Genomic DNA, 12111 nt, shown 5'->3' with positions numbered 1-12111 from the left:
TGCGCGCGACGATAGCTTTCACGAGGTTCATGGTTCAGTCCCTGTATCAGAAGCAAGCGCCAGAAGTGCGGCCCCACGGCCACCGCTGCTGTCGCCAAACGCGGGTTTCAGGATCGCAGGCAGGCGCACGCCGGGAAGCGCGATGCGCGCCAAAGCCTCGGACAGACGTTTTTCCACGCCGTCGATGTTGGAAAGTCCGCCGCCCAGAACGATGCAATCGGGGTCGACGTGAAGCTGGATTGTATGGGCAACCTCGGCCGCCAGATCACACCAGGCGGAAAAAATGCGTGCGTTGTCGGGATCACTCAGGTTTGCGGCGATTTCGGTCGCGGGGCGGGGCGTGCCGATCAGCGCCTCGGCTATGCGGGCCATGCCGTTGCCGGAAATCAGAGTTTCGATACACCCCATACGCCCACAGCCACAGCGCAGGATCGGCAGGCCGTATTTGCGGGCGTGGTGGGCCGAAATACCATAGTGGCCGATTTCACCCGCCATCCCGTTCAGCCCGGCGATAAGTCTGCCGTCCTGACAAAACCCACCGCCAAGCCCGGTTCCAAAAATCAGACCGAAGACGCGGGCATGATCCTTGCCTGCACCGCCATGCGCCTCGGACAGCGTGAAGCATCTGGAATCATTGGCACAAACCACAATGCCGCCAACCCGGGCCCGCAGATCCGGTGACAGAGGGCGGCCAGATGAGGCAAGGTTGCCCGCAAAGACGATCTCTGTCTGGCTGTCCACAAGGCCGGGAAAGCCCATACCGACCGGCAGGTCGTCACGCCCCGCCTCGGCTCGCAGCCAGCGCACTTCTTCCTCAAGCGCGGACAGAAGATCATCGTAGGAGTCGCGCGGTGTGGGGCGGCGGCGCGACGTGATCTGCACCATATCGGCGCCAAACAACATCGCCTCGATCTTGGTGCCGCCAAGATCGATCCCGGCGGCAATGGGGCGTGCAGCGTCAGACATATAGCGGCTCACCCGAAACCACGCGGGTCAGATTTCGCCTGGCGAAAGGATTGCCGACATCCACGCCCAGCGATTTTGACCATGCCACCGAAAGCCGCTGGGTGATTAACACGGCCAGCGCTGTGAACCACCCATCGTCATGACTGCTGTCCAGAACGATATCGGGGGTGTCGCCGTTTTTGATCAGCGCACCGATGGTCGCAATCATGATCGCAGGAAACTGCGCGCGAATCTCAGTGGCGATATCCTGATCGTATTCGTGGGTCAGGTCGTCAGAGGACAAGAAGTAAAAGTCCGCATCGTTGACCACGGCCTTTGACCCATGGCTAAACGCAAGTATGCTGCCCCAAGAGGCGGCGACCCGTCCGGCCGCATGATCCAGCATATTCATGCGACTGCTGGCTTGGATCATCGCGCGTGTCATAGACGTCTCATCCTCACGATAGGTCGAAATACCTTAGCGCGGATGTAGAGTGTCGGCACCCTGAAAAGCGGCGTCAAATGTTATGGCCGACAGGTTGGATACACCCGAACAGCTCGACGGCAACGTGGAAGCGGGCCGTTTAGAAACGAGCAAGAGTAATTCATCAACTGCGAATAATGGCTGGTCGCGAGACGGACGCAGCAAGTGTTGGCGCGGTCATGACTCTGGTTTTGCAACACGTCAAACGGGCGCGGATCGATCAGGTTCGGATGTCCAGTGATCCCAATTCCAGCGCAGTGTATCCGGTGGCGCGCGCATTCTGATACTCGGTTTGCGATCTGGTGCGCGGCCCAACTGTGACCCTGTCGCCCCCACCGAAATGTCCTGCGGCGAAATCTGCGGAGGCGTTCGGCGGGACCGCTTTGCCCCAAACTTTCGCGATGCTGGATTCGCCATGCGTGGCATCGCTGCGCATCTTTTCCAACGGCGTTCTTTCAAAGCTTGGGCGTGGACCAACCAGCAATGGGTCGCGAAGAGGATGAGATAGGGAATCCGTGAACCGCACTTCGGTGTTGGCCGGTGTGGCACTGACCCGACTGGTCGCACCTGCCATGGGCGATGAGATCACCATGGATTGTGTCACGTCTGCCTCCTGAACTTTGGGCCTTTCCGCTTTGCCTTGGTTCAGCCTGCGTGGCAGAAATTTACAAAAGATGAACGCCATCGGTAAATTTTGGCGACAAACCGGTTAACGGGCGGGGGTCAGGGCAGCCCGGTACAGGCCAGCCAGAAACGTCGCAGCATCGGCAAAATGCGCATCCCGGTCGGGGCCGAGAATGCCACGGACCTGCACATCGAAATCGGCATAGTGCTGGGTGGTCGCCCAGATCGAAAAAATCATATGATGCGCATCCAAAGGTGCCAGCCGTCCCCGTTCCTGCCAAATCTGGATCAATCCAGCTTTCTCATCGACCAAACTGCGCAGATCGCCGTAAATCTGATCTTGGATCCGCGGCGCACCCTGCAGGATTTCGTTTGCAAAAAGCCGACTTTCCCGAGGCAGACGCCGCGACATTTCCAACTTTCGCAGCACATATGCGACAATCTCTTCAACCGGTTCGCCCGCAGGATCAAGCATTCGCAGCGGATCAAGCCAGGTTTTCATCAGGCCAGACAATAGGCTCGCGTGGATCGCCTGTTTTGACGGAAAGTAATACAACAGATTGGGTTTCGAGAGTCCTGCCTGCTGTGCGATCTGGTCCAGAGTCGCCCCCCCGAATCCCCGTTCGGAGAACACGTCCAGCGCGGCATCGAGAATCGCCAGCGTGTTGCGGCGCCGGATTCGTGTCTGCGGCGCGGGTGGGGGCATCGAATTTTGCATCTGTCCGGCTCACTTTCCGACGAAAACTGTCGAATTGTCTGCTATTGCGTATCGCACCCCTTGGCGTGACGCGTGAGAATTGAATTTCTTGACTGGTGGCAACCCTCTGCTAGCCTGTTCCTGACCTTTTGGTCAAACAATTCCGAAATCCTGAGTAAGGAACCCAAATGCGCCGCCCCGGAGAGAACCTGAAAATTAACGGACAGCGGCTGTGGGACAGTCTGATAGAGATGTCGCGGATCGGTCCCGGCATTGCTGGCGGCAACAACCGCCAGACGCTCACCGACGCCGATGCCCAAGGCCGCACCCTGTTCCAGAACTGGTGCAATGACGCGGGCCTGACCATGGGCGTCGACCAGATGGGCAATATGTTTGCCCGCCGCGAAGGCACTGATCCGGACGCTCTGCCGGTCTATATCGGCAGCCACCTTGATACACAGCCCACTGGCGGAAAATACGATGGCGTGTTGGGCGTGTTGGCCGGGCTTGAGCTTATTCGCACCCTGAATGACATGAGTATCAAGACGAAACATCCTGTTATCGTTGCGAACTTCACCAATGAAGAGGGGACGCGCTTTGCGCCAGCCATGCTGGCTTCGGGGGTGTTCGCCGGGATTCACACGCAAGACTGGGCCTATGCCAAGACCGATGCCGAGGGATTGACGTTCGGGGATGAACTGCAACGGATCGGCTGGCGTGGCGATGAACAGACGGGCGCGCGCAAAATGCGGGCATTCTTTGAGCTGCATATTGAACAGGGTCCGATCCTTGAGGCTGAAAACAAGATAATCGGCGTCGTCACGCATGGGCAGGGGCTCAGCTGGACGCAGATCACGATCACCGGCCGCGAAAGTCACACCGGATCGACGCCGATGCCGATGCGTCGCAACGCAGGGCTGGGCATGGCACGGGTGCTGGAACTGGTCGACAATGTTGCCTGGGGCCACAAACCCCATGCCGTCGGCGCTGCCGGACACATCGACGTTTTTCCCAACAGTCGCAATGTGATACCGGGCAAAGTGGTGTTTACCGTTGATCTGCGTTCGCCCAGCCTTGTGGTGATCGAGGACATGGAACAGCAGGTCCGTACCGGCGCTCAGAAAATCTGCGACGATATGGGCCTGCAAATCGAGTTCGAAAAGGTCGGCGGCTTCGATCCGGTGACATTTGATCTGGATTGTGTAAATGCAGTGCGTGCTGCGGCAGAACGTCTGGGGCACAGCCACATGGATCTGATTTCTGGCGCCGGGCACGATGCCTGCTGGATCAACCGGGTGGCACCTACGGCGATGATCATGTGTCCCTGTGTCGATGGTCTGAGTCACAACGAAGCGGAAGAAATATCACCCGAATGGGCGGCGGCAGGCGCTGATGTGCTGTTGCACGCCGTTCTTGAGGTGGCAGAAATTCAGGATGAAGGAAACCTCTGATGGCATTGAAGACACTTATGATTGTTGCGTTTGCGGCCGCGCCAGGCGCATGTGAAATGGCGGATACCGGCGAGGCAGCCGCGCCGACCGGGTTGAGCAATATTGCCCCCGCAGCCCTTGCCGCGCTGCCTCAGGGGATCGATTCGTCGTTCCTGATCCGTGACAACAACGGCTGCTATGGTCTCGCGGTCGAGCGGACTGAACCGCAGACCGGCGTCGCTCTGCTGGATGCGACGGGCAAGCAGGTGTGCGACGTCTGAGCACCGCGCCCGATGTCTGATCCAGAACCCTGGGCCGCTGTCTGCCCTGCAATGACAAGGATAACGTGATGAGCACGGTCATCAAGAATGGAACGGTGGTCACCGCCGATCTGACCTATACCGCTGATGTGGTTATAGAAAACGGTATCATAACCGCCATCGGGCAAGGGTTGAACGGCGACACGGTTCTGGATGCGACGGGGTGCTATGTCATGCCCGGCGGGATCGATCCGCACACCCACCTTGAAATGCCCTTTATGGGGACATATTCCGCCGACGATTTTGAATCCGGGACTCGGGCGGCCTTGGCAGGCGGCACAACGATGGTCGTGGATTTCGCGCTGCCAAGCCCGGGACAGGGCCTGCTGGACGCAATTCAGATGTGGGACAACAAATCGACCCGGGCCTGTTGCGACTATTCTTTCCACATGGCGATCACTTGGTGGGGCGAGCAGGTGTTCGACGAAATGAAGGCGGTGACCGAGCGTGGAATCAACACGTTCAAGCACTTCATGGCGTATAAGGGCGCGTTGATGGTGAATGACGACGAGATGTTCGCGTCGTTCCAGCGCTGTGCCGAACTGGGTGGATTGCCTTTGGTTCATGCCGAAAACGGCGATGTCGTGGCCGATCTTCAGGCTCGACTGATGGCGGCGGGCAACAACGGTCCCGAGGCCCACGCGTTTTCCCGCCCGCCTGCTGTTGAAGGTGAAGCGACAAACCGGGCAATCATGATTGCCGATATGGCCGGTGTTCCGGTCTATATTGTTCATACATCCTGCGAGGAAAGTCACGAGGCGATCCGCCGTGCGCGTCAGGCCGGAAAAAGGGTGTATGGTGAATCTCTGATCCAACACCTGACCTTGGACGAGGGCGAATATGCGAACCCCGATTGGGATCATGCCGCCCGCCGGGTGATGAGCCCGCCTTTTCGCGACAAACGCAATCAGGACAGTCTATGGGCCGGATTGCAGTCCGGATCGCTGAGCGTCGTTGCAACCGATCACTGCGCCTTCACCACCGAGCAAAAACGTTATGGCGTCGGAGATTTTACCAAAATTCCCAATGGAACCGGAGGGTTAGAAGATCGGATGCCGATGCTTTGGACCCATGGTGTGGCCACCGGACGGTTGACGATGAACGAATTTGTCGCGCTCACATCAACAAACATCGCCAAGATATTGAATTGCTATCCGAAAAAAGGCGCCGTCTTGGTGGGTGCAGATGCCGATCTGGTGGTCTGGGATCCAGAGAAGTCCAAAACGATCAGCGCCGGTTCCCAGCAGTCTGCGATTGATTACAATGTGTTCGAAGGGAAAGTTGTAACAGGATTGCCGCGTTTCACACTGACCCGTGGCAAGGTTGCAGTGCAAGACGGTGAGATCAAGACAGAAGAGGGGCATGGCAAGTTTGTACCGCGTCAACCGGTCACGCCGGTGGCCAAGGCTCTGTCGACCTGGAAAGAACTGACATCGCCGCGCAAGGTTGAACGCTCTGGCATCCCGGCGAGCGGGGTATGATGCAGGCTGTGGCGGTCCCGGAACAGGTGAAGGACGTGGCGCAGTGGCCTGTAATCAGTACTAAAAATCTGGACCTTCAGTTTCAGACTGCCGATGGTCCAGTGCAGGCGCTGAAGGATGTGACGCTTGATGTGACGCCCGGTGACTTTGTGTCGTTCATCGGGCCGTCAGGGTGTGGCAAGACTACGCTTTTGCGCTGTATTGCAGGGCTTGAAACACCGACCGGCGGTATGCTGTCGGTGAACGGGATGACTGCTGAAGAGGCCCGAAAATCAAGGGCTTACGGATATGTCTTTCAGGCTGCCGGATTGTATCCCTGGCGCAACATCGGGCGAAATATCAAACTGCCGCTTGAGATCATGGGGTTCGACAAGTCCGAGCAGGACCGAAGAATGAGAGACGTCCTGCAACTTGTTGATCTTCAAGGATTTGAAGGGAAATATCCTTGGCAGTTGTCAGGCGGGATGCAGCAGAGGGCAAGTATTGCCCGGGCATTGGCCTTTGATGCCGATATCCTGTTGATGGATGAACCCTTTGGCGCTCTGGATGAAATCGTGCGTGACCATCTGAATGAACAACTCCTGAACCTTTGGTCGAGAACGAAAAAAACCATCTGTTTTGTGACCCATTCAATCCCCGAAGCGGTATATCTGAGCACGCGCATCGTCGTGATGAGCCCGCGCCCGGGCCGGATTACCGAGATTATCGAAAGTCCCTTGCCTAAGGACCGACCATTGGAGATCCGCGACAGCGCGGCATTTATCGAGATTGCCCATCGGGTGCGTGAAGGGCTGCGGGCGGGCCACGGCGATGTCTGAGAGCGTTTTCCAGCTGACCTGCAGGGTCCACTCTCCCACGGATCGTGTATTTCCATGACCGACGCGGCGCAGACTGCGGTGCCGATCATCCGCGGTGCGGCCTTGCGCAGGTTTGGCGGCGGCGTTTATCCGATATTGGCGGTGCTGATCGCGCTGATTGCGGTCTGGTATCTGGCGGCGGCGTGGATGAACAGCACTTGGACGATGGATCAGGCGGCGCGGGCCGGTACCTCGCCCGGATTTAGCGAGATTCTGGCCGATACGATGTCACAGGACCGGCCCAAATTGCCGGCGCCGCATCAGGTTGCGGCCGAGTTCTATGATCTGGTGTTCAACAAACCGGTCACCTCAAAACGCAGTCTGGTCTGGCACGCCTGGGTGACGCTGAGCGCAACATTGGTGGGTTTCGGCATTGGCACCGTTCTGGGCATCGTTCTGGCCTTGGGGATCGTGCACAACCGCGCGATGGATCTGAGCGTGATGCCATGGGCGATCGCCAGCCAGACGATTCCGATCCTTGCCATCGCACCGATGATCATCGTCGTTCTGAACTCGATCGGTATCACCGGGCTGCTGCCCAAGGCGGTGATTTCCGCCTATCTTTCGTTCTTTCCGGTTGTTGTTGGCATGGTTTCGGGCCTGCGCAGCCCGGATGCGATGCAGATGGATCTGCTGCGCACATATAACGCCTCGCGGGCCGAGATCTTGTGGAAGCTGCGGTTTCCCGCCTCGGTGCCTTATCTTTTCGCCTCGCTCAAGGTGGGGATCGCGGCGGCACTGGTGGGGGCTGTGGTGGGTGAATTGCCGGTGCAGCAGGGCGGGCTGGGCGCGCGGCTGCTGGGCGGGTCGTATTACGGGCAGACGGTTCAGATGTGGGCGGCGCTGTTCATGGCGGCGATCCTTGCGGCGGTTCTGGTGCTGATCGTGACGCGGATCGAGGCCGGACTGCTCAAACGGATGGGGCTGAGACAATGAAGCGCGGGGCGATGACATTCAGCGCGACCACTCCGGGCAATCGCGCCTACGGGATATCGCCGCTTCAAAAGGGAGAGCCGGCATGAGCGCGGTGGATGACAGCGGTTCGTTTGGATGGAGCGCGCCGCGTTGGCGGTTGTTCGCGCCCGTTCTTGCGGTTCTGCTGACGGGTGCCGTGAATTGGCGGTTTGGCGCGGTGGTGGCGCTGTGGCTTGCGGCCTGGGGCGTCAACACGCTTTTGGCACGCCAGGGCGGAAGGGTGGCGCGGGCCATCGTACCGGTGTTGTTCGGGCTGACCCTTCTGGTGATCTGGGAACTGGTGGTGCGGTTGTTCGCGGTACCCTCGGTGATCTTGCCGGCTCCTTCGATGATCGCAGCGCGGATTGCGGACAGTCTGCCGCTGTTGTGGGGCGATTTCGTGCAAACGGCCATCAAGGGCGCGCTGTCGGGTTTTGCCATTGGTTGCGGCGCGGCGGTTCTGGTCGCGGTGCTGATCGACCGGTCGGCGTTCCTGCAAAAGGGGCTTCTGCCTGTGGCGAATTTCGCAGCTGCCTTGCCCATCGTCGGCACAGCGCCGGTTCTGGTGATGTGGTTCGGATTCGACTGGGAGTCGAAGGCGGCGGTGGTCGTGTTGATGGTGTTTTTTCCGATGCTGGTCAACACCATGGCCGGGCTGACCCAAGCCGGCGCGATGCAGCGCGACCTGATGCAGACCTATGGCGCCACCTATTGGCAGGCGCTGTTCAAACTTCGGTTTCCGGCTGCGATGCCGTTCATCTTCAACGGGTTGAAGATCTGTACCACGCTGGCGCTTATCGGGGCGATTGTCGCTGAATTCTTTGGCTCGCCGGTGCGCGGGATGGGGTTTCGGATCTCGACCGCGGTGGGGCAACTGGCGCTGGATCTGGTCTGGGCGGAAATTGCTGTGGCGGCGCTGGCGGGGTCGGCGTTCTATGGCATCATGGCGTTAATCGAACGATGGGTGACATTCTGGCACCCGTCGCAAAGGCACTAAGAACCTTAAAGGGAGAATAAACCATGAGAAAGACGTTTGCGGGCGCCGTGGCGCTGGGACTTATCGGTGGCACCGCTTCGGCACAGGATCTGACGCTACAATTGAAGTGGGTCACTCAGGCGCAATTCGGTGGATACTATGTGGCTCAGGACAAGGGGTTCTATGACGAGGAGGGGCTGAACGTAACGATCAAGCCGGGCGGCCCCGATATCGCGCCGACTCAGGTGATCGCCGGTGGTGGTGCCGATGTGATGGTCGACTGGATGCCCGCCGCACTGTCCGCGCGCGAAAAGGGATTGCCGCTGGTCAACATTGCGCAGCCGTTCAAATCATCTGGCATGATGCTGACCTGTCTGGCCGAATCTGGTGTAAAAACGCCCGAGGATTTCCCGGGCCGGACCCTTGGCGTGTGGTTCTTTGGTAACGAATTTCCGTTCCTGTCGTGGATGTCGCATCTTGGCATTTCGACCGAGGGCGGGCCTGACGGGGTCGAAGTTCTGAAGCAGGCGTTCAACGTCGATCCTCTTCTGCAAAAGCAGGCCGATTGCATCTCGACGATGACCTATAATGAATATTGGCAGATCATCGATGCCGGCATCACGCCTGAACAGTTGATCACGTTCAAATACGAGGATCAGGGCGTCGCGACGCTGGAAGACGGGCTTTATGTGCTTGAGGAACGGCTGCAGGACGAAGCATTCAAGGAAACGCTCGCCAAGTTCGTGCGCGCGAGCATGAAGGGCTGGAAATACGCGGCCGAACATCCGGACGAGGCCGCCGACATCGTTCTGGAGAACGACGAGACCGGCGCGCAGACCGAAGAGCACCAGCGGCGGATGATGCGTGAAGTCTCCAAACTGACCGAGGGCACAGACGGCACCTTGGACGAGGCAGCCTATGCGACGACGGTAAAATCTCTGCTGGCGGGCGGTTCGGATCCGGTAATCACCAAAGAGCCGGAAGGCGCCTGGACCCATGAGATAACCGATATGGCGTTCAACTGAGCGACGTTATGTAATGAGGGGCGTTGCCGCTGGCAGCGCCCTTTTTTTATCCTGTAGATGACGGTGGCCATCTCAAGTCCGGCTGTCTGTCGCGCCAAATGCTGCAGGATCATGGCGCAAGCGGTTGCGCCAAAAGTCGGTTGCCGCCTGACGCTGCAAGCGCCGGAATTGCGCCCCGCGTGAAAGCCCGGGACTGTTCAATATCTTGGATTTTGACGTCAAAATCCATGCGGCGGCGATGATTGATCTTGCGCCTGAATTCAAGCCAATCGTCGCGAATTGAAGGGGTCCGAATACCGCCACAGGTGCCCCAAAAACCGTCACCGCGAAGGACGATCTGGGGTCTGCCAGCGCCGGGGCTGCTAGTCCCGGTTCATGCGATTTTCGATCAGATCTTCGACGACTCCCGGATCGGCAAGGGTCGAAATATCGCCCAGAGCGTTGTGATCGTTCTCGGCGATCTTGCGCAGGATACGACGCATGATCTTGCCTGACCGGGTTTTCGGCAGGCCCGGCGCCCATTGCAGCAGGTCGGGTTTGGCAATCGGGCCGATTTCCTTGCGCACAAAATTTTCCAGCGTCTTGCGCAACTCGTCCGTGGGTTCGATCCCATTCATCAGGGTAACATAGGCATAGATGCCCTGTCCCTTGATCTTGTGCGCGTAGCCCACGACAGCAGCCTCGGCCACGGCTTCGTGGGCAACAAGGGCGGATTCCACCTCGGCTGTGCCCATGCGGTGCCCGCTGACGTTGATCACGTCATCGACACGCCCGGTGATCCAGTAATATCCGTCCGCGTCGCGTTTGCAGCCATCGCCAGTGAAATAATACCCTTTATAGTCAGAGAAATAGGTTTGTTCGAACCTCTCATGATCGCCATAGACAGTGCGCATCTGCCCTGGCCAGCTGTTCTTGATACACAGCACGCCTTCGGCCGGGCTTTCCTTGAGTTCGGCACCGGTTGTCGGGTCAAGAACCACCGGCTCGATCCCAAAAAAGGGCAGGGTGGCCGAGCCGGGTTTTGTCGGAATGGCCCCGGGCAGGGGGGTCAGCAAATGACCGCCGGTTTCGGTCTGCCACCAAGTGTCCACGATGGGGCATTTGCCCTTGCCGACCACGGTGTTGTACCAGTTCCAGGCCTCGGGGTTGATTGGTTCGCCAACGGTTCCAAGCAGTTTCAGCGACGAGAGATCGTATTTTTCCACCGGCTCGTTGCCATGGGCCATAAGTGCACGGATGGCCGTGGGCGCAGTATAGAACTGCGCGACCTTGTGCTTTTCGCAAATCTTCCAGAACCGCCCGGCGTCGGGATAGGTCGGAACGCCCTCGAACATCAGCGTGGTGGCACCATTGGCCAGTGGGCCATAGACGATATAGCTGTGTCCGGTCACCCAGCCAACATCCGCAGTGCACCAGAACACATCGCCATCGTGATAGTCGAAGGTATATTGATGGGTCATCGCGGCATAGACAATATAGCCGCCGGTCGTGTGCACCACGCCTTTGGGCTGCCCGGTTGACCCCGAGGTATAAAGAATAAACAGCGGATCTTCGGCGTTCATTTCTTCCGGGGGGCAGTCTTCGCTGACATCGGCCTGCATTTCGTGCAGCCAGTGATCACCCGTTGGACGCCATGCGATCTGCTGACCGGTGTGTTTCACCACCAGACACTTCACGTCGTGAATGACATTGATCATCGCCTGATTGACGTTGTCCTTCAGGCTGGTTACCCGCCCGCCGCGCGGCGCACCGTCGGCAGTAATCAAGACTTTGGCGTTGCAGCCTGAAAGACGCGCCGCAAGTGCATCCGGGGAAAATCCGGCAAAAACAATGGAGTGGATCGCGCCGATCCGCGCGCAGGCCAGCATGGCAAAGGCGGCTTCGGGGATCATTGGTAAGTACAGAACGACCCGGTCGCCCTTTTTCACGCCGAGCTTTTTAAGCACGTTGGCGAATTTGCAGACCTCGGAGTGAAGCTGCGAATAGGTGATCGTGCGCGCCGCATCGTCAGCGCTGTCGGGCTCCCAGATGATCGCGGGCTTGTCGCCGCGCTCGGCCAGATGCCGGTCGATGCAGTTGGCGGCAATGTTCAGGCTGCCGTCTTCGAACCAGCGGATCGAGACATTGCCTGGATCAAAGCTGACATTACTGACCGTTTTAAATGGCTTGATCCAGTCGATCCTCTTGCCGTGTTCGCGCCAGAATGCATCCGGATCCTTGATGCTTTCGGCATACATCCGATCGTATGTCGCGCGGTCGGCATGGGCGTTGGCGGCGAATTCGGCCGACGGCGGATAAATTGAATCGATCATGGTGGT

The 12111-nt window shown here is 58.7% G+C and carries 12 protein-coding genes; 7 read left to right on the top strand and 5 right to left on the bottom strand.

From position 1 onward, the window contains the following. Positions 1-27 precede the first annotated feature (27 nt). From FQ320_RS06305 to FQ320_RS06290, 4 genes are all read right to left on the bottom strand, one after another. On the bottom strand, positions 28-966 hold the full coding sequence (locus FQ320_RS06305; protein ID WP_148470843.1) for an ROK family protein: 939 nt from the start codon (positions 964-966) through the stop codon (positions 28-30). Then, positions 959-1390 (bottom strand): hypothetical protein, encoded by a 432-nt coding sequence (locus FQ320_RS06300; protein WP_148470841.1) that lies wholly within the window; start codon positions 1388-1390, stop codon positions 959-961. The genes FQ320_RS06305 and FQ320_RS06300 overlap by 8 nt, the downstream gene beginning before the upstream one ends. A 259-nt stretch (positions 1391-1649) precedes the next feature. After that, positions 1650-2033, bottom strand: a complete 384-nt coding sequence (locus FQ320_RS06295; protein WP_148470839.1) for a hypothetical protein — start codon at positions 2031-2033, stop codon at positions 1650-1652. A 105-nt stretch (positions 2034-2138) separates the two neighbouring features. Next, entirely contained in the window at positions 2139-2759 is a 621-nt protein-coding gene (locus tag FQ320_RS06290) for a TetR family transcriptional regulator C-terminal domain-containing protein (RefSeq protein WP_370513037.1), read from the bottom strand. 179 nt (positions 2760-2938) lie between these two features. Here FQ320_RS06290 and FQ320_RS06285 point away from each other — a divergent pair, with 179 nt between their 5' ends. The 7 genes from FQ320_RS06285 to FQ320_RS06255 all read left to right on the top strand — a co-directional run bounded on the left by FQ320_RS06285 (position 2939) and on the right by FQ320_RS06255 (position 9793). Then, positions 2939-4201, top strand: coding sequence for a Zn-dependent hydrolase (locus FQ320_RS06285; RefSeq protein ID WP_148470835.1), 1263 nt, complete (start codon positions 2939-2941; stop codon positions 4199-4201). Further along, positions 4201-4461, top strand: a complete 261-nt coding sequence (locus tag FQ320_RS06280; protein WP_148470833.1) for a hypothetical protein — start codon at positions 4201-4203, stop codon at positions 4459-4461. The genes FQ320_RS06285 and FQ320_RS06280 overlap by 1 nt, the downstream gene beginning before the upstream one ends. Before the next feature lie 68 nt (positions 4462-4529). Beyond that, on the top strand, positions 4530-5981 hold the full coding sequence (hydA, locus tag FQ320_RS06275; protein WP_148470831.1) for a dihydropyrimidinase: 1452 nt from the start codon (positions 4530-4532) through the stop codon (positions 5979-5981). After that, the gene (locus FQ320_RS06270) at positions 5978-6799 is read left to right on the top strand and encodes an ABC transporter ATP-binding protein (protein WP_148470829.1); all 822 of its coding nucleotides are present in this window, start codon (positions 5978-5980) and stop codon (positions 6797-6799) included. The genes hydA and FQ320_RS06270 overlap by 4 nt, the downstream gene beginning before the upstream one ends. Positions 6800-6853: 54 nt before the next feature. Then, positions 6854-7774, top strand: coding sequence for an ABC transporter permease (locus FQ320_RS06265; RefSeq protein WP_148470827.1), 921 nt, complete (start codon positions 6854-6856; stop codon positions 7772-7774). A gap of 82 nt (positions 7775-7856) precedes the next feature. Beyond that, entirely contained in the window at positions 7857-8789 is a 933-nt protein-coding gene (locus FQ320_RS06260; RefSeq protein ID WP_148470826.1) for an ABC transporter permease, read from the top strand. 23 nt (positions 8790-8812) lie between these two features. After that, positions 8813-9793: an ABC transporter substrate-binding protein gene (locus FQ320_RS06255; protein WP_148470824.1), complete on the top strand. Its 981-nt coding sequence runs from the start codon at positions 8813-8815 to the stop codon at positions 9791-9793. Positions 9794-10155: 362 nt separating this feature from the next. Here the strand turns inward: FQ320_RS06255 and acs are convergent, their stop codons facing one another. Beyond that, positions 10156-12105, bottom strand: a complete 1950-nt coding sequence (acs, locus tag FQ320_RS06250; RefSeq protein ID WP_148470822.1) for an acetate--CoA ligase — start codon at positions 12103-12105, stop codon at positions 10156-10158. Positions 12106-12111 lie beyond the last annotated feature (6 nt).

This window comes from Oceaniovalibus sp. ACAM 378 (genome assembly GCF_008085915.1).
Classification (GTDB): domain Bacteria; phylum Pseudomonadota; class Alphaproteobacteria; order Rhodobacterales; family Rhodobacteraceae; genus Oceaniglobus.
This window is presented reverse-complemented; position numbering and strand designations above follow the sequence as displayed.

Coding starts and splice junctions, on each gene's coding strand:
- FQ320_RS06305 (WP_148470843.1), bottom strand. CDS start 966: ATGTCTGACGCTGCACGCCCCATTGCCGCCGGGATCGATCTTGGCGGC.
- FQ320_RS06300 (WP_148470841.1), bottom strand. CDS start 1,390: ATGACACGCGCGATGATCCAAGCCAGCAGTCGCATGAATATGCTGGAT.
- FQ320_RS06290 (WP_370513037.1), bottom strand. CDS start 2,759: ATGCCCCCACCCGCGCCGCAGACACGAATCCGGCGCCGCAACACGCTG.
- FQ320_RS06285 (WP_148470835.1), top strand. CDS start 2,939: ATGCGCCGCCCCGGAGAGAACCTGAAAATTAACGGACAGCGGCTGTGG.
- FQ320_RS06280 (WP_148470833.1), top strand. CDS start 4,201: ATGGCATTGAAGACACTTATGATTGTTGCGTTTGCGGCCGCGCCAGGC.
- hydA (WP_148470831.1), top strand. CDS start 4,530: ATGAGCACGGTCATCAAGAATGGAACGGTGGTCACCGCCGATCTGACC.
- FQ320_RS06270 (WP_148470829.1), top strand. CDS start 5,978: ATGATGCAGGCTGTGGCGGTCCCGGAACAGGTGAAGGACGTGGCGCAG.
- FQ320_RS06265 (WP_148470827.1), top strand. CDS start 6,854: ATGACCGACGCGGCGCAGACTGCGGTGCCGATCATCCGCGGTGCGGCC.
- FQ320_RS06260 (WP_148470826.1), top strand. CDS start 7,857: ATGAGCGCGGTGGATGACAGCGGTTCGTTTGGATGGAGCGCGCCGCGT.
- FQ320_RS06255 (WP_148470824.1), top strand. CDS start 8,813: ATGAGAAAGACGTTTGCGGGCGCCGTGGCGCTGGGACTTATCGGTGGC.
- acs (WP_148470822.1), bottom strand. CDS start 12,105: ATGATCGATTCAATTTATCCGCCGTCGGCCGAATTCGCCGCCAACGCC.